16 protein-coding genes are annotated in these 17364 nt (G+C 38.6%); 4 read left to right on the top strand and 12 right to left on the bottom strand.

What is annotated here, in order from left to right; all coding sequences use genetic code 11:
- Positions 1-128: 128 nt before the first annotated feature.
- Both ACE01N_RS18595 and ACE01N_RS18590 read right to left on the bottom strand, forming a co-directional pair.
- A complete protein-coding gene (locus ACE01N_RS18595; protein WP_380592228.1) occupies positions 129-806 on the bottom strand; it encodes a hypothetical protein in 678 nt (225 codons plus the stop codon).
- 35 nt (positions 807-841) lie between these two features.
- On the bottom strand, positions 842-2554 hold the full coding sequence (locus ACE01N_RS18590; RefSeq protein ID WP_380592223.1) for a hypothetical protein: 1713 nt from the start codon (positions 2552-2554) through the stop codon (positions 842-844).
- A gap of 761 nt (positions 2555-3315) precedes the next feature.
- Here ACE01N_RS18590 and ACE01N_RS18585 point away from each other — a divergent pair.
- Entirely contained in the window at positions 3316-3906 is a 591-nt protein-coding gene (locus ACE01N_RS18585; RefSeq protein WP_380592221.1) for a hypothetical protein, read from the top strand.
- A 63-nt stretch (positions 3907-3969) separates the two neighbouring features.
- Here the strand turns inward: ACE01N_RS18585 and ACE01N_RS18580 are convergent, their stop codons facing one another.
- The 9 genes from ACE01N_RS18580 to ACE01N_RS18540 form a co-directional block, all read right to left on the bottom strand.
- Entirely contained in the window at positions 3970-4434 is a 465-nt protein-coding gene (locus ACE01N_RS18580; RefSeq protein WP_380592220.1) for a phage tail protein, read from the bottom strand.
- A gap of 204 nt (positions 4435-4638) precedes the next feature.
- Entirely contained in the window at positions 4639-5091 is a 453-nt protein-coding gene (locus ACE01N_RS18575) for a VOC family protein (RefSeq protein ID WP_380592218.1), read from the bottom strand.
- 13 nt (positions 5092-5104) lie between these two features.
- A complete protein-coding gene (locus tag ACE01N_RS18570; protein WP_380592216.1) occupies positions 5105-5791 on the bottom strand; it encodes a 3-keto-disaccharide hydrolase in 687 nt (228 codons plus the stop codon).
- Between the two features lie 31 nt (positions 5792-5822).
- Complete coding sequence (locus ACE01N_RS18565) at positions 5823-6497, bottom strand: VOC family protein (RefSeq protein ID WP_380592214.1); 675 nt, start codon at positions 6495-6497, stop codon at positions 5823-5825.
- A 162-nt stretch (positions 6498-6659) separates the two neighbouring features.
- Positions 6660-8135 carry a right-handed parallel beta-helix repeat-containing protein gene (locus tag ACE01N_RS18560; protein WP_380592212.1) on the bottom strand — a complete coding sequence of 492 codons (1476 nt, stop codon included), beginning with the start codon at positions 8133-8135 and terminating at the stop codon, positions 6660-6662.
- 66 nt (positions 8136-8201) lie between these two features.
- On the bottom strand, positions 8202-9662 hold the full coding sequence (locus tag ACE01N_RS18555) for a fibrobacter succinogenes major paralogous domain-containing protein (protein WP_380592210.1): 1461 nt from the start codon (positions 9660-9662) through the stop codon (positions 8202-8204).
- A 3-nt stretch (positions 9663-9665) separates the two neighbouring features.
- The gene (locus ACE01N_RS18550) at positions 9666-10151 is read right to left on the bottom strand and encodes a T9SS type A sorting domain-containing protein (protein WP_380592208.1); all 486 of its coding nucleotides are present in this window, start codon (positions 10149-10151) and stop codon (positions 9666-9668) included.
- Positions 10152-10408: 257 nt separating this feature from the next.
- Positions 10409-10879, bottom strand: coding sequence for a hypothetical protein (locus tag ACE01N_RS18545; protein ID WP_380592206.1), 471 nt, complete (start codon positions 10877-10879; stop codon positions 10409-10411).
- 58 nt (positions 10880-10937) lie between these two features.
- Positions 10938-11393, bottom strand: coding sequence for a hypothetical protein (locus ACE01N_RS18540; RefSeq protein ID WP_380592204.1), 456 nt, complete (start codon positions 11391-11393; stop codon positions 10938-10940).
- Between the two features lie 219 nt (positions 11394-11612).
- Here ACE01N_RS18540 and uvrB point away from each other — a divergent pair, with 219 nt between their 5' ends.
- Positions 11613-13631: an excinuclease ABC subunit UvrB gene (gene uvrB / locus ACE01N_RS18535; protein ID WP_380592202.1), complete on the top strand. Its 2019-nt coding sequence runs from the start codon at positions 11613-11615 to the stop codon at positions 13629-13631.
- 8 nt (positions 13632-13639) lie between these two features.
- On the opposite strand, the gene ACE01N_RS18530 is transcribed toward uvrB, so the two are convergent.
- Complete coding sequence (locus ACE01N_RS18530) at positions 13640-15409, bottom strand: choice-of-anchor tandem repeat GloVer-containing protein (RefSeq protein ID WP_380592200.1); 1770 nt, start codon at positions 15407-15409, stop codon at positions 13640-13642.
- 268 nt (positions 15410-15677) lie between these two features.
- Between ACE01N_RS18530 and ACE01N_RS18525 the strand changes: the two genes are divergently transcribed.
- Complete coding sequence (locus ACE01N_RS18525; RefSeq protein ID WP_380592198.1) at positions 15678-16259, top strand: acyltransferase; 582 nt, start codon at positions 15678-15680, stop codon at positions 16257-16259.
- Positions 16256-17359, top strand: a complete 1104-nt coding sequence (locus tag ACE01N_RS18520; RefSeq protein WP_380592196.1) for a DUF6340 family protein — start codon at positions 16256-16258, stop codon at positions 17357-17359. Before ACE01N_RS18525 ends, ACE01N_RS18520 begins: the two co-directional genes overlap by 4 nt.
- Positions 17360-17364: the final 5 nt, after the last annotated feature.

Below are 17364 nucleotides of genomic sequence, written 5' to 3'. Positions count from 1 at the left end.
TAACATATACTTTTGTCTTAAAAATGTAAATATTTTTATATGTTAAAATATTGATTTAGGATTTATTATGCGTTTGGCAGACATTTGCATGATAAATTGTTGTTAAATTAACATTTGAATGAATTGTTTTAACTTCTGCTTTTCTGAGATATTAAGGTATCAGGATCATCGCTTAAGTACACCGGATGACCTTTTATGGAACTAAAGACGAGTACCCTGTCATAAATATCGGGAAGGCCAACCAGATTAGAGAACTTCCATTCACCCCTTCCTGCCACAGCAACTTCTTCACCTTCCTCCAGAATACCTTCCTTGTATCGTATGGTCTTATTCATCCCCAATAGTCCTTCACTTTTGTAACCATGTGTATTCAGAAACCGTTCCAGCTCAGGTGTTGCATCATTTCTGAATCCGGATCTGTATTTCCGGTCCTGAACGATATAACTTTTAAGGTTGGTTTCATCCACATATGCACATTTATATCCGGCACGGATCACATATTTGCACGATCTTTCTTCCTTTATCAACGTGCGCCAGTGCGTACTTTTACCTGAAGAGACCTTTTGCTCCACGTGTGTGAAGTAATACGCACATTTTCTTCCGGATAACGGTGCATGAAGTGGTTCTTCTGCAATTTCTATTTTACCGTTAATTTTGGCAATATCACCCGTATTAAAGTTAAGGATTGGTTTTGCAACCGCTTTTTTCAATTTTCGTTTTACGATAGCTTTTTTATTGAACAGCAATCTGACAATAACAAAAAGCAAAAAAGCGGCAATAAGTATTATTAGAATTATATAGTCCATTGTTTGTGTGTTAATAAAAAGGAGAACATTTTAATTCAGTTTATTACAGCAGTTGTTTCATTTTCCTTATCCCTGTATAAAACTACATTAGGATAACCGTTCACCACACTGACCATTTTTTTATGGGTACTATTTTTAATTTCTTTTCTTGGAATGGATTCATAATTTATCTGCCAAAAATCCAGACGCTCTTCAATAGCTTTTCCAAACCATCCATAGTTAATTTCAATGGATGTATTATTAGTTTTTAATTCGGTCAATTGTTTTCGGAGTGTGACGGAGGAACGGGTTTCCCATCCCATGTGCACCCACATTACTATTATCCCGTTAATCAATAGCAAAGCTGCGACAGAATAGCTTAGATATTTTGTTTTACTCCTGTTACCGCTGAAAAAGGAAAATATTAATGGGATCAGAGGAAGCAGCCACATTTGTGGTCCAAATCTTGGCCACCATAAATGTCTGCTGAACATCAACGTAGAAAGAACTGCAAGTGCTGCCATAAGCAGTTTTAACCTGTTTGTTTTATCCCTGATCAATAAAGTAACTGACAACACGAGAGCCAGAATGATGGTTGCACTGAAGTAGGGACCAAAACCGCTGACCCTGACCTCATGAAAGTAGTAGGCTTCCCAGTCAGATGTGTTCGACATAAACGGCCACATCAGGCTGGCATCTTTCTTCTTGTAATAGGGTGCATTATCAGGTCTTCCAAAGGTGGCGTAAAACATTCTGTGTATCAGGTTCTTCCCCATCATGTTATGCGGTGTTTCAAGCAATTCGTTAGAATCTTCCCCTGTTGCCTCAAAAACACTGGGATATTCTTCTGTTCCCATAATAGGGTAGAGCGGATGATTTCGTTCAACATAATTTGTTATATACGGATTGTATCCTGCAATAAGTAATGATCCGGCAAGTATAACGGCATGCAGATATGCAAATTTGAACCAGTGCTTCCGGTTCACCAGTAAAAGATAAATAAACAGGAAGAATGCCAGGGCACAGAAGAAAACCAATCCGGTAAATTTTACATTCACCAGTGCAGAAATTGCCATGGCTGCCATCAGCATACTCTTATTATCCCGCTGTTTTATCCAAAGCATTGCTGCTGTTAAATAAATACTGATGTACAAAATTAGCAGACCATCAACAAGGTAAGATGTGATTTCGCACCAAACAACAGGATTCAGTATAACTATTACAGAAATCACAAGGGATTTGCTAAAGGACAATTTCAGTTCCCGAAGAGACGCAAAAATATAAAAGAGGGCAATAAATGGGACAATAATGTTCAGACCTTTTCCAGCTTCAAAATTGCCTGTAAAACTGTACACAGATGCTGCAAAATACCACGATCCTTTCGGGAAATGGCAAATGGAAGAACTGTTGTGTATTTCAAAATCACGGATAGGATCTTTTAAAGGATTCCAGTCACTGACCATGTGATAGATGGCGGACTGATGATACCATTGACCGTCCCAGGACAGGTCGAAATAAAATGATGCAATTAACAGGGAGAAAACTATGACTGCAAGACTAACTGCAAAGATTGAAATGTTTTGTTTGAGACTTTTGTGCTTACCAATCAAAAACAACAGGAGTGCTGGCAGAATAAATGACAATGGAAATGTATAAGGCAGCAATCCCTTTACGGTGGCAAAAGAAAATAATACCAGAAGGTGGTTCAATGTAACAAAGGCCATAAGTAACAAAGAACTGTCTTTGAGAGTTTTTTCAAATGTATTCACTATTGTTGTGGAGGTTAAATTATTAGCGGTTAAATATATAGAATTATTAGCTAATCACGAAAATTGAAATAATTATATACACCATAATAGTTGGTGAAAAGGTAAAGATTCACCAATGTTCTTTGTTGCATATATTGTTGATATTCATCCATGCATGAGACTGTCCAAAAAACGATATCAGAATTATCTTTACTTACGGATTGTAAGTAGTTTTTACAAAATTACCCCTAAATCCCCTGAAGGGGACTTAAAGCCTCCCGTCAGCTGACGGAGAGGTTTGGAGGGGTAAAATAAAGATTGCTTACAATTTATAAGTTAAAAATATTTTTATTTGTCTTTTTGGACAGCCTCATTAAGTTATCTCAAACGTCAGTCTGCCATTTTGAATTCAGGATAGTTATTGGAAATTCAATATTAATCGTTCCTTATTCACTGTTTATGATCATATTGTATGATATATTCAGGACCGGTTTTTCGTTTGATTTATGAGGTTAGTTTCATTCATTTTGACTTTAATTGTAATTATGGTTTTAAAATTATGTAAATTGTAGTCGAAAACCGATACTTGATATAACCACAGAGGTAATTAAATAGTGTTGGTGAGGGCAGAAAAAACAGAAAGGCATTTTATCACAAATAATTTATGTTAGTTTACGTGTTAGTGGCGTATTTAGTTGTCTTTACTTATTAGAAATTACAGATTATAAAAAAGCAATATTTAAAATTTTTGTTCGTTTGATGAATGTTTGAAATTTAAAGTTATGACAAGATTTACATTAGTTTTATTTTTATTGATATCCGTAACTGTTTCTACTCTCGCAAAAGACGTTAATGCATGGAAGGAAGAGCCAAATCTTGAACAGCAATATGATGTGTTCAAGAAGAACCTGAATTACTGGAACCTGCAATATTTTATGACGCCTGATCAGTTAGATCAGTTTTATGGAGCAATTAAGGACACTATTAGTAATTTAGAGAAAGTGATAATTAAAAGTGAAAATCAGATTCTTTCCTTGCAAAATGATCTCAAAACCAATAAAAGCAGAACGGACGAGCTACAGGCAAAGCTTGATGAAAGCATCAAACGACAAAACTCTATTCCTGTGCTCGGAATGCAAGTTGATAAAAGTGCTTACTCTATAACGCTTTACGCTATTATAATAGCTGTTCTTGTTTTTGCCGGCATTATGTTTTTGATGTTTAAACGCAGTAATGCAGTTACAGTAAAAACCAAAACGGAATACCAGGAGTTGATGGAGGAATACGAACAGCATAAGAAAAACTCACTGGACCGCTATACAAAAATAAACACGGAATTACATAAGGCCAGAATGGAACTGAAGCAGAAGTAATGAGGTCTGCTTACATTGCTGCGGTAAAACCGTAAAAAACGGGAATTTTTTGCTATTCGAAGGTTAATATTCCCCTTTTATTACAAAAAATGATCCACGTATAGTACCTGCCAGCTTCGACTTCTGGCGGGCAAATTTAAATTTTGGTTCCAGTTCTTTGGGAATTTCCATGCCTTCAGAAAGTTTAAAACCAACAGCCCTTTTTTTGGGATTATCAATGGTATACATCACGTTAACCGATAGGCCATCTTCATAAAAGATGTAAGAAAACTTAATGTTTTCCACCTGGAACTGTGACGTCTCCAATGGTTTGGCTGCAAACTTAATATCACGTTCTTCTTTCAGGACCCGGTTCACATAAGCAAGTGTTTCGTTGCTTTCGTCCACAGGTTCAACAGTAAATTCATGGTTATATTTGTTCATGAAGTAACGGGCTTCATTAGCTCTTAACCCTGCCAGAGCCTCAGCTACAGGTGAAGACTCCAAACCTGTTGTAGATACATTGGTAAAATCAACTTTGTAAGACATAATATTTTCTCTTTTAATGTCAGTTTGTAGTAAAAACCATTTAACTATTGGTGAATGATACCGAAGCAAGTTGAGTTCTTTTGTTTAATAATGGTGGAATATCTGCCGTTCTAAAAAAGAAAGGCACGTCCGGAGTTTTTTACTTTATTATGAATAACTCCTGAAAGTAATTTTTGGTTTAAATAAATGCCACAAATTATAGTCTTACTGCAAATATTCATCAATCACAATTTTGGTCTGTCGCATCATTACGTCAAAGGCATTAGGTTTTTGCATCAGTTCTCCCAGGTTTTCAGGTATCACCTGCCAGCGAACTCCGTATTTGTCGATGCACCAACCACATTGCGATGCTTCACCATCCTTCGTGAAATAGTTCCAGAATTTATCTATTTCGTCCTGATCTTTACAGTTAATAGAAAGGGATAGGGCATCGTTAAAGGAGTGGTGTTCCTGTTCTGTACTCATCACTGAATACTTTTGACTAAAAATTGTTATTTCACACATTTCAGCATTCCCACTGGGTGTTTTACCAAGAGGAATAATACTGCCTTCCTGCAAAGCTTCACCAAAAACAGTTTTATAATAGTCTATTACCTCGGTTAAATTACCATTCGGGGTGCAGAACCAAAGGCTGGGGATGATTTTATCCTGTTTCATCTGTTTTAGCCTGTTATTTTACGGTTTGATCCTGATCGACAGTTAAGTCAACTTTTCTGAAATCAATGGGGAAACCTTCATATTGCAGTAAGATCCTGCCTTCTGTTACGGAAGGTTCAGTACCCTCGTTTACCAGTGTACCGTTAAGTTCCTGTTTGATGGTTCCGTTGCGGTAGGTAACGGTCAGTGTGTTCCAATCGCCGATGGGGTTGGCTGCATCGGTCAATCGTTTAACCACCACACTTCTTCCCGGCTCTGTCCGGCTTCCTTTGTTTATAAGGGTAACATCCTGCAAGAGAATAAAATCCCCGGTCGCTCCTTCTTTAATCTGAAACTGAATTCCCTTAGGCCAAAGGGTATCAGGTGTTGTTTCCGGGACAAGGTACATCAGTCCACTGTTCAGTTTATTATTTTTTCGTGTAAATGCTGTATCTGTATTCCACCTGAACTCAGCAGTTAAGGTAAAGTCATGAAAAGACTGATCCGACATCAGGTATCCGGCTTTGGCACCGTACATCCTGATCATGCCATCCTCAACTTTAAAAAGCTCTGTAGCATCCTGATGTACTCCTGATTCCGGCTCAAACGCATACCAACCGGTTAAATTACTTCCGTTAAATAATTGAACAGTTTTTTGTGCCCTTGTAAAACCGTTGAATGCAAAGCACAAAGGCAGAATTATATACAGATATTTCATCATCGCGATTTAATTTAAACAAAACCGAATATAACTATTTTAAAGATTTTATTTCCGGCTCTTGTCCGTTGAATTCTATTATCCATTCCTTTTTGTTATGTGCAAACTGTAACTCAAATGCTGAAGAATACGCCTTCTCCATGGTGGGTATCCAGTCCTTTTTATGTTTGTTGATGCAGACGAATAACCCATGTTCATTTCCTATGGCACAAAACCTGTCTATATCGCCGCTGTAAATATCCAGGCCGGTAGACCTATGGATATACCTGTAAACCGGAGCAATATCATCTACAGGTAAACCAATCTCTGAGATTTCCAGAAACGAATGTTCTGAAAAAACATCATTTGATTCATTATGAAGATTTTGTCTGGCAATCAGTTCAACAATGTTTTTATCCCGGTCATAAAAATAAAACGCTCTGGCATTCCAGGAATTAAAATTCTGAATTTCAGAACCTTCAAAGGGCAAAATTTCTAAATTCTTTTTTGCCCATACAAGTGCTTCTTCTATTTGATTACAGGGTATGTTAATTGCAAAATGATAAGGTGTTGTTTCCGGTGCATGTTGGAATGTTAGAATGGAATGTCCGATACCATAAGAAACACTATCATGATTCTCTTTTACTGTTTTCAGTCCCAGAATATTCGAATAAAAACTAATTTGTTCTGAAAGTTGTGACGTATAGATTGTTAGTTCCTGAATATGCATGTCAATCCTAATTAAAAACGCTTAAAAGTACCTAGGATTAATGCTCATTAAAATCCCGGTCACTTTATCTGAAGCACCGGATTCTATTTCACGATGCGAAACAGATATATATTTAAACGCTTTTACCAGTAATATGTTTTGAAGTTGCAGATAGCGTACAAATTAGTTCAGAACTTTCAAGGTCTTTTTAATCCGACCATGTCCTAATTGTAGCAGATAGATTCCGCGTTGTAATCCGGGAACTGTAATTTTATTTACCTGTTGATCCAAACTGGTAGAGTACAGTTTCTGTCCGCTGATGGTATATAAGGATGCATTAACCGGTTCATTTATCGAGATTGAGAACTGAATATTTAGAATTCCGTTTGAGAAAAATGTTTTTACGTCATCAAACTGAGCGGGTTGGAAACCGGAATTTGCTGAAAACTCGAAGGCCCCAAGATCGGGCGCTGATCCGTTATAAGGTAAACCTACATCCGTTCCTGCATCAATGAAAACACTTCCCGATACCAGATGCATAAATGATACATCGGGCAGACTCCCGTCAGCTTTTCGCGGTCCGGAAATACCTGTGGTGTCAATGCTGGCAAAATCGTCTGCAGAAAATGGTGTGGTCATCAGCCAGCTGTTGGTAGCCTGAACAGCAAAATCGGGAATGTCGACAGTGCCCTGGTAGGAAATACAGTTTTTAATGATGAGTGATTCGCCGGCGGCCAGGGTTTTATAGTACTTAAAATTTGATGAAGTATTACGATAGGCCGTACAGTTCAGCATAGACATGGTTCCAACGTTGTTGTTTTGATCAAATCCTTTGCCCTTGTTATAAAATGCCATGCAATTGGTCAGATAGAAATGGTGTTCCAGCATTGCACTGTTGCCGTTATCGCCACCACCCATTTTAAACCCGTTTCCGTTTGCCTGCGATCCGGGATTGGTTCCGTCTTTCAGCCAGCCATTTCCCCAGGTCCAGCAATTTTCCAGTATGGTAGTTACGTTGGTGGTGCCACGCATGTATCCATCCCAACCGTCATCGCAATTGCCCCATGCCCGGCAACCGATAAACTTATTATTGCTGCCCACATCAAGCTTTGGCGCGTATCCGTCGGCATCACCATAATCTGTTGGATCGGCATTATAGTACGAATCGCAGTTTATAAATGTATTATCGTGAGCTCCGCCACCGAGCTGGGCGCCGGTATCTTTATTTTCAGAGAATGAACAGAATTCGATTGTATTGTGGCTCCCACCCGAAATATTCAGCCCGTTATCGCCGGCTTTTGTAATATCAAAGCCTTTAATATACCAGTAGCTTCCGGTCAGACTGATGCCCCTTTTCCCGAAATCCGTTCCCGAAAAATTCAGAACCGGTCGTTCACCCGGATAAGCAAAAAGATAACAGGTGTCGTTTTCTGTTCCGCTTTTTGAGATGTAAATGGTCGATGAATAATTATGTATGCCACCTCGCACAAGAATGGAATCTCCCGGAGTAACCTGGTTCAATGCTTTGGTAATAGTTTTAAACGGTAAATCCACTGATGTTCCGGAATTGGAGTCTGTTCCGTTTGTATCAACATAATAGGTTGTGGCACCTGCTGACATTCCGAGGATGAGCAATATAAAGGTAAAGATGTTTTTCATGACGATGGTTTTAAAACACAAATGTATTTTATTCCATTGATCCGGCTATCAAAAAACTGAAAAAGATTATTCATCTTTCACACATCGAATGGAATAACCGGTTTTTTTGTCGATACTGTTTCTGACCATGTTCCCGCTATTGTAGTACAGACTTCGGTACCATGCTGTTGTGGTATTGTTTTCTGTCGCGCTCCACAAATATCCATAATAATTGATGCTGCCAAATGCTCCGGTATAATTTCTGTATCCTCCGGGACGGACTGAAAAACCGTATTCATTGGTAGCTGCCGCATTTGGTGCGATCCAAAGTGAAGTACCGGCATCTTTCAATTTTCCGGCGGCTATTGATTCGCCTCCCAAAAACGTAGCCAAAGTAGTCCATTCAGCATCTGAAGGAACATGCCAGCCTTCAGGACATATTTTGCCACTTTCAACAGTATACCAATTGTAAAGTGGGCCAAACAAAGGTTCGTTGGTATTTTTATCATTGTCATACCAGCAACAACCAGGCCCGGTCAATGCGCCCCATTCTGCATTATCTGTCGCCTGTGTAATTTCTGTACCGTCATTGAGTTTTGTTGTTTTCAGGTTTTCAGCCATCCATATTTGCGGTCCGATCCTGACAGTGGAATAAACATTTCCATCAACATCGGAAACAATCAATCCCTTGTCACTCAACTGCTTTAAAATGGCATCCACATAGGCTTTGTTAACAGCATCCTTATCATTAACAGGATTTCCAAGATTTGTGATTCGACCGTTTGACATGTTTTTTGTGGCATAGATACTCAGATTGGGTTTATTTTTGATACTTGCATATGTGCTGTCCCACGATTCCGGTGTATTGATAAGGTCATTATAGTCTTTATCCCAGGCATGGTAGTCCGGGTCTGATTCGGCAGTAATAAATCCACTCACATCAGGGATATTACCGAGTAGCATTTGTGTTGAATCTGAAAGTTCTGTTTTAGTTGCCAGGTTACTGATATCCTGATCTCCTGTATTTGTTCCGCTCAGGTTTTTAATATTCGAAACATCATTTTCATTGATCAGGGCTGCATCGCTGGAAGAGAAAACCGGATCAGATTCTGATGCCTGTCCAAGCAGTCGCTCGGCAGTTTTGGCGTGCAATGCATACGGTACACTCATTAACTGGCTGGTTCCAGAAATGGTATAACTGGCTCCGCCCTTCAGGTCTGTTTCAGTTTTCAGATAGTAAGGGCCATCACTCCAGTCAATCTCAGACATGCTGCCTTTTACCACAGTGCCGTCGCCGATTTCCAGTGTGATTAAACCATTGCTATTAGTCGTAGGGAAATGCCGTTCCACATAGACCGCCTGTCCATAAACTGAACCCTGCAGAATGCTGATTTGAATCCCAATGCTGGTGTTGGTCACCAGTTTATTGGTGGTATTTCTGATAACGGCCTGATAGGTCATTCTTTCGGGGGCTTGTGCTACGGTATGCTCTGTTGATCCTAAGATTGACAGAAAAAGCAGGATATAAAAGGTTAACAGATATTTCATGACTCAGTTTTTTACGATTTTAAATGTCTTAAGAAGCTCATCGCTTTTCAGTATCCTTAGGAAATAAGTGGCTTTTGCCAGGTCATTTGTCGGAATACGGGTTTGAACATTGCTGATGCGTTCTGATTTTACCAGCGTGCCTTCCTGATCGAATAACCTGTAGGTTAAGTTCTTAACAGAAAAGGTATCCACGTCAAGAATGAGAACGTTAGTGGCAGGATTGGGAAAGGCAGTCAATGTTAGATTCGTTCCGGAAAAATCTTCCAGCCCCGCTTCAGAAGAAATTTCGAAAGCCTGCTGTACCCCAACCAGCATATAAACCCCGTCGCCTTCAACAGGATTTGTCTGGATCTGCCCGACAGAGAAACTCGATGAACCATTACTTCCTTCAGCAATTCCTCCGGAGACAGGAAGGGCTTCCTGTGCCATTCCTGACAGAGAAACCGATATACAACCTAAAAGAAACAGATGTTGTAATATATTTTGCATACCATTCAGTTTAATAATTCGGTCAATAATTTCCGGATCATATTAAATGAGGTAAACGTGAGAGATTTTGAGATCGGGTTATGAGGAAAATAATTCCTGAAGCTACACTTATATTTAATAAGTAAAAGGAGTGGGGGCTTCAATCAGCGAATGAAAATTATCACATAGCCACATGTAAATATATATAACTTTGACGAGAATAAGAATAGCCGGTTGCTTATTATGATATTAATCAATACCGGAAATAAAGAAATTTGCTACTCATTATGATAGGTAATCCGAACAGTATCACCGCGGAATTCAAGCATATCGTATCGTAACATAAAACCAGAATTGTTCTTAAAAGTGAGGTCCAGTTCGTGATCATTCAACCATTTGTATGTTAAATTCAGGTCTGTTCCTTCAAGCAGTATTACCTGTTTGCCGTCTAAAATTTGGTTTATTGAATATTGAGAACCGGATTTATTTAGCTCTTTTATTTCATAAAACAACATAACATTTGTATATGTAAATGATTTTTCAAAACCTTCTTCCCATGTCACAACATATTTAGAATGTGAAGGTGAGTACAGCATATTTTTGACAACCTTGTTCTTTTTATTCACGGCAGCCGTTTGGTATCTGTCTGCTGCCTGTAATTGTTGTTCAATGTTTAGGTTGTCATTTAAAGCAAGGACTACTGTCAAAATAATGAGTACAGCAATAAGCGGGATAAAAGTTGGTTTCATATGCTTTGCATTTTGATTTAAGTTTATGATTTAGCTTCAAAACACATCCGTTTTCTGTTTAAAAAGTTTTATAGTGGATCTTTAATGAATCGTTGTTAATCACAAATGATGTTTTGAATTTGATAGCGGAACAACTTTCAGGATAACTAATAAGAATCTCATTGTCATTTAACCACTTACATTTCACATCTGTATCATTTCCTGAAACAGAGCATAACAATAATGAACTGTACAAGAAACCACGGGTAAGAATAAAACCGTTTGATTTAAATTCATACACTTTTATATCAGTCATTGGAACAGGCAAATGATTAGATTCCTGAATAAGGAGATGTCGTTTTCCCGATGGAGAATTCACTTTTAATTCTGAAGAATTCTTTGATGCGTTTAATTCGGTCGTATGGTTTACCGACCTTTGAGAACTGTCAGTACCGGCAAATATTTGACTTTTGAATACTAATATTGATATGAAAATAAGTAAGGTAACAATAACAGGAACTAATTTTCTAATCATGGTTTTTAATTAAGGAGTACGTGTAAATTTACGATATTTTTTTAATGAATCAAAAAATCAAGATCGGGACACATAATGTTTCGTTCATTTGCCGTTTCATCTCATTTTTTTCTTCGCCCTATTCTTTTTTTGTATCGTTTATTCCCGTTATTTTTACATTCTTATTGCGGTAAACCAAACAGAAAACGCCCGAACGTGTTATGAATAATAATGTAATTTATGGCCGATTTTAAAATCATGTCAGAATTTGAACCTACCGGTGATCAGCCTGAAGCGGTCAGGCAACTGGTGGAAGGGATCAATAGTGGTGAGCGCTACCAGACACTTTTAGGGGTAACAGGATCCGGTAAAACCTTTACCATTGCCAATGTGGTGGAACAGGTTCAACGTCCCACTTTGGTGCTGAGCCATAATAAGACCCTGGCCGCACAGCTTTACGGAGAGTTTAAGGCTTTTTTCCCTGAAAACAGGGTGGAGTATTTTGTGTCGTATTACGATTATTACCAGCCGGAAGCCTATTTGCCGGTAACCGATACGTACATCGAAAAGGACCTGTCGATCAATGATGAGATTGAGAAACTGCGCTTATCCGCGACCTCGGCATTATTATCGGGCCGAAGGGATGTGCTGGTGGTTTCATCCGTATCGTGTTTGTACGGTATGGGGAATCCGGAAGATTTTCATTCCAACCTGATACAGGTAAAAGTGGGAGACAAGATTCCGCGAAATGTATTTCTAAGGCGTTTGGTTGACAGCCTTTATTCAAGAAATGAAATTGATTTCCGAAACGGCACATTTCGTGTAAAAGGAGATACAGTGGATATCTATCCGGCCGATGCCGATTTTGCGTACCGTATAATCTTCTGGGGCGAGGAGATTGAGGAAATTCAGCTGATTGATCCCATTAATAACAGCAAAAAGGACGAAGTGGATTCAGTTATGATCTTCCCGGCGAACATTTTTGTAACGAATAAAAGCCGTATAAAGGAAGCCATTTATACCATTCAGGATGACCTGGTGAAACAGGTGGATTTTTTTAAGGAAATTGGCAAGCCGCTTGAAGCCAAACGCATTGAGGAACGTGTGACCTACGATCTGGAGATGATAAGGGAAATTGGTCATTGTTCAGGTATTGAAAATTATTCTCGGTACTTTGACGGCCGGAAACCTGGTACACGACCATTCTGTCTGCTCGATTATTTTCCTGATGATTACATTACCATCATAGATGAAAGTCATGTTTCTATTCCTCAGATCAGGGCGATGTATGGTGGAGACCGAAGCCGCAAACAGAACCTGGTGGATTTTGGTTTTCGTTTACCGGCAGCCATGGATAACCGACCATTGAAATTTGACGAATTTGAATCCATAACCGGCCAGACTATTTTTGTAAGTGCCACACCGGCTGATTATGAACTGGAAAAATGTGAAGGCGTGGTATCTGAACAGGTGATCCGTCCAACCGGACTGCTTGATCCTGAAATTATGGTCCGTTCAAGCCAGAATCAGATCGATGACCTGATGGAAGAAGTCCGGATCAGGGTTGAAAAACAGGAACGGGTTCTGGTAACAACACTGACCAAACGTATGGCGGAGGAGCTTACCAAATATCTGAACCGGATGTCGGTGCGTTGCAGTTATATTCATTCGGATGTGGACACCCTGGAACGTGTAAAAATTATGGAAGGCCTTCGGCGTGGTGATTTTGATGTGCTGGTCGGAGTCAACCTGTTGCGTGAAGGTCTGGATTTACCGGAAGTATCACTGGTAGCTATTCTGGATGCAGATAAGGAAGGCTTTTTGCGCTCAGAACGTTCACTGACCCAAACTGCAGGGCGTGCAGCCCGAAACATAAACGGCAAGGTAATCATGTATGCGGATAAGATTACCGACAGCATGAAACGCACCATTGATGAAACTTTGAGGCGAAGGGAAAAGCAGTTGAAGTACAATGCTGACAATGGAATTACGCCGAAAGGTATTACGAAAGCATTGGGCAGAACCATTTCTGGAAAAGAGGAAAAAGAAGGCAGACCCAAAGCTTATTCGGGACCATCAGAGGTTAATGTGGCAGCCGATCCGGTGGTACAGTATATGAATGTAGATGCCCTTGAGAAAGCCATTGCCGCCACTAAAAAGAAAATGGAAGAAGCCGCCAAAAAACTCGAATTTATTGAAGCTGCCCAGTACCGCGATGAAATTAAACGCCTGCAGGAACTGGTGAATGAAAAGATGTAAATTATGTTTTAATTCATAATAATTTTGTAGTTCAGATTTGTGCGAGAATTTTTTATGTTTACCAAATATATTCCGCGTCCATAATTGAAATTTATGATGTTTACACCTTTTTGGATATTTTTTTCAAGAAGCATGGTACCGTTTAGCTTATAAACAGATAATACGTATTGTGAATTACTCGAAACATTTATTTTAATAGAGTTTTTTTGTTGAATAAGATTAAAAGTAGCTTTTGGGTTTTGAATGTGATCAGGTATATCAATATTTGTAATTGTAATTGCCGCAGAAGTATCCACGCAGGCATCCTGTGAAATTCTTACAGCATACTGACCATTCTTAGTTGGTGTATAATCCTGGTTTGTTGCGCCGTTAATAGCCTCGAATTCATTAAAAAAATAAAGCCACTGATAAGACGCATTATTCTGATTCGAGAAAACTTTTTCTCCATCATAGCTTATACTCTTTTCATTCTTAATTATGGTTAGATCCAGGTTTACGATGCTGTCATAGCCTGATGAGCCAGTTAGTGTATAGCTAGCTGTATTATTATTGGAGGTATATGTTATTCCATCGATCCATGTTAAACTATCACAAGCAGTTATTTTATCGGTTCCTCTGGAAACCACCTGAGTTGATAGGGCGGTGCATAGATTTCCCATAGGATTTTCACCTTCATTCCTATCACTAAAATAATGAATTACTTGATAGTTGTTTGTGTGAGGATTATATTCGAATAATACACCACCATTGTACCCCCCGTAGTTGGTAGTTCCATACAGTTTTTCTTCAATCTGAATCAGCCCACATGCTGGACTAAATCCATTAGTATCATCCCAAAACTGGATTTTCTTTTCAAATTTATTTGTTGTTAAGTTATATTCATAAATTGAGCCGTAATCATACTGACCATTCCAACATGTTAATCCGTATAAGCATCCGTTCATTTCCGTTAAATAGCTACGTGGAGATGTGCCTTTTTGATCCTGGAGGAAATCAACTTTATTAGAATAAATATTGGTGATTGGATTGAACTCAAATAATGTTCCACATCCGTTATCGCCTCCGTCTTTTGTAGTTCCGTAAAACTTTCCGTTACTTGCAAGAAAAAGATCTCCATAGGGATTTGAGCCAACTGAACTTTCAAAATCAAATAATTTTGAAATCGTATGATTAAAAATATTAAACTTAAATATGGTACCTGATTCATGGATGCCACCAATATTAGTTAGTCCATAAAGGTTATCATCGTTTCCCTGAATAAGACTACCCCTTGGGGAAGCGCCAAAATTACTTCCATCAAAATCTATTAATTTTTCGATCTTATCGGAATCAGGATGTAATTTGAAGAGCGTTCCATAATCATATAATCCTCCTTTACTGGTCATACCGTACAAATAACCATCATTTGCCAGAAATAACCGACCACTAGGTTCAGAACCGTACTCTGCTCCATTAAAGTCAGTTATTTTTTCAAAGTGTTCTGAAGAAATATTGTATTTGTAAAGAGTTCCAATGTTATCATCTCCTCCCGCAATAGTCATTCCAAACAGGTCGTCCTCGACTAAAATAATGCCATCATTGGGAGATGCTCCTTTTTCGGTCCTGTCAAAGTCAACTAGCTTTTTGTGCGTCTTGCTGCTTAAATCAAATTGATATATTGTTCCTTGTCCGTGTTCGCCTCCGTTTGAAGTGGTCCCAAAAATATAATTGGATTGTGCTGTTACATATTCAGAAATGAATAGTACGAATACAAATAGTACGGTGTAAATTAATTTCATAATCAGGTAATTAATAATTGCTTAGATAATTTACCTCAAACGTAGTCATTTTTCGTTAAATTCAAAAATTAATTTGCTTATAAGCCTTGAAGAAGAACTCTGTTTATGGTTTAATTTCAAAAACTAATTTTAATGAGTTGTTCAGTGCAATCTGATATAGCCGCTTATTTTATTTTAAAATTTCTTAAACTATTATCCTAATTTGGCTCAATTATTGCTTTGATAGCGGGAAAAGATTAGTTTTGCTTGAAACTTCCAATACGCTAACATGAATTACTTTGCACACGGGACTGCAGTTATTGATGATAATTGTCAAATTGGTGATGGTACAAAAATCTGGCATTTTACACATGTAATGTCGGGGTGTACGATTGGCAATACATGTAATCTTGGTCAGAATGTAGTTATCTCACCGGATGTTGTTTTGGGAAATAATGTAAAGATCCAGAATAACGTATCCGTCTATACCGGAGTGATTTGTGAAGATGATGTATTTCTTGGTCCTTCCATGGTATTTACCAATGTTATCAATCCCCGGAGTCATGTAAACAGGAGAGGCCAATATGCCAAAACACTGGTTAAAAAAGGCGCATCCATTGGCGCCAATGCCACCATTGTGTGTGGCGTTGAAATAGGTGAATATGCTTTGATTGGAGCAGGAGCGGTGGTTACAAAAAATATTAAGCCATACGCATTAGTTGTTGGGAATCCTGCACGTCAAACCGGGTGGGTGAGTATTTACGGCCATAAATTGAAGTTTGATGCAAATCAGGAAGCCGAATGTCCCGAAAGTCATCAGAGATACAGGCTTGATAAAGAAACAGATACGGTTATGCTGATAGATAAATGAAAAAGGAGAGATTACATATAGTTTTAATAATTCTTTCAGCCTTGATCCTTTCTTCATGTGTGGCGCAGAAAGAGTTGTCAATTGAAATACTGAAGCCCGCTACCGATCCTGTTTCCGGTTCATACGGAAGAATTTTACTGGTAGATAATACGGTTCAGCAGCCAGGCACGCTTGGAAATTACATGACAACAAAAAAGTTTAATTATAGTGGCAAAATCCGGAATCAGAGCAGAAAAGAACTCAAGGATACCTTACATATTGATTCTTTGGGAATTTCATGTGTGCTGAATGCAGCCAATACGTTGAATCAGGAAGATTATCTGGATACCGTGGTCGTAATGGAACGTAATCTTTCGAATAAGTCAAGGGCATGGACCAACCAGATGTTATCACCAAATCAGGTTCTGAATCTCGCCGATTCAAATCATGTAGATATTATTGCGTCACTGGATTTATTTTCTTATGTGAATGATTTGGAATACAATATTTTACCTGCTAATTGGTTTATGGGTAACGAGGATAATTCCTACTATTCAGCTTATACAGAGTATTATACTATATGGCGATTTTATGATGCAGGAACATTAAAGCTTCTTTCAACAAAAACGCACAGAGATACCTTGCTTTTTGATCTCGATTACATGGAAATTGATGATGAGAGCAGGCCTGGCTTACTGGAAACATTAGTGTCAGAAGCGGCCTGGGATGCAGGAAAAACTTCTATATCCGATCTTTTTCCGGGATGGAAGAAAGTGCAACGGGTCTATTTTCAATCAGGATCTCCCGGAATAAGAGTTGGTAGCAGATTTTACCAAAATGGTAAACCGGATGATGCATTCAGGGAATGGAAACGGGTTTATGACAGCGCCAGTGGCAAAATAAAAGCACGTGCTGCCGTTAATATGGCTTTTTACTATGAAATGCATGACGATCTGGAGAAAACAATGGAATATCTTGTGAATGCCAGGTACATATATCTTGATTCGAAAATGCTATCAGAATCAAGCCCGGATTATGACCTGATTCGTTCATATATTAGTGTAATAGAGAAACGATTAAAAGAAGATAAGAGAATAAAGGAACAGTTGAATATGATTTAAATTTA

It is taken from the genome of Quyinboa ferrireducens (genome assembly GCF_042436675.1).
Classification (GTDB): Bacteria; Bacteroidota; Bacteroidia; order Bacteroidales; family UBA5342; genus JBHJHP01.
Note: the sequence above shows the minus strand (reverse complement) of the source record. Positions and strands in the feature narration are given on the sequence as shown.

What these genes read in the sequence shown, in the direction of transcription:
- ACE01N_RS18595 (WP_380592228.1), bottom strand. Translation starts at nt 806, where the DNA reads ATGGACTATATAATTCTAATAATACTTATTGCCGCTTTTTTGCTTTTT.
- ACE01N_RS18550 (WP_380592208.1), bottom strand. Translation starts at nt 10,151, where the DNA reads ATGCAAAATATATTACAACATCTGTTTCTTTTAGGTTGTATATCGGTT.
- ACE01N_RS18530 (WP_380592200.1), bottom strand. Translation starts at nt 15,409, where the DNA reads ATGAAATTAATTTACACCGTACTATTTGTATTCGTACTATTCATTTCT.
- ACE01N_RS18555 (WP_380592210.1), bottom strand. Translation starts at nt 9,662, where the DNA reads ATGAAATATCTGTTAACCTTTTATATCCTGCTTTTTCTGTCAATCTTA.
- ACE01N_RS18585 (WP_380592221.1), top strand. Translation starts at nt 3,316, where the DNA reads ATGACAAGATTTACATTAGTTTTATTTTTATTGATATCCGTAACTGTT.
- ACE01N_RS18525 (WP_380592198.1), top strand. Translation starts at nt 15,678, where the DNA reads ATGAATTACTTTGCACACGGGACTGCAGTTATTGATGATAATTGTCAA.
- ACE01N_RS18545 (WP_380592206.1), bottom strand. Translation starts at nt 10,879, where the DNA reads ATGAAACCAACTTTTATCCCGCTTATTGCTGTACTCATTATTTTGACA.
- ACE01N_RS18540 (WP_380592204.1), bottom strand. Translation starts at nt 11,393, where the DNA reads ATGATTAGAAAATTAGTTCCTGTTATTGTTACCTTACTTATTTTCATA.
- ACE01N_RS18560 (WP_380592212.1), bottom strand. Translation starts at nt 8,135, where the DNA reads ATGAAAAACATCTTTACCTTTATATTGCTCATCCTCGGAATGTCAGCA.
- uvrB (WP_380592202.1), top strand. Translation starts at nt 11,613, where the DNA reads ATGGCCGATTTTAAAATCATGTCAGAATTTGAACCTACCGGTGATCAG.
- ACE01N_RS18570 (WP_380592216.1), bottom strand. Translation starts at nt 5,791, where the DNA reads ATGATGAAATATCTGTATATAATTCTGCCTTTGTGCTTTGCATTCAAC.
- ACE01N_RS18580 (WP_380592220.1), bottom strand. Translation starts at nt 4,434, where the DNA reads ATGTCTTACAAAGTTGATTTTACCAATGTATCTACAACAGGTTTGGAG.
- ACE01N_RS18520 (WP_380592196.1), top strand. Translation starts at nt 16,256, where the DNA reads ATGAAAAAGGAGAGATTACATATAGTTTTAATAATTCTTTCAGCCTTG.
- ACE01N_RS18565 (WP_380592214.1), bottom strand. Translation starts at nt 6,497, where the DNA reads ATGCATATTCAGGAACTAACAATCTATACGTCACAACTTTCAGAACAA.
- ACE01N_RS18575 (WP_380592218.1), bottom strand. Translation starts at nt 5,091, where the DNA reads ATGAAACAGGATAAAATCATCCCCAGCCTTTGGTTCTGCACCCCGAAT.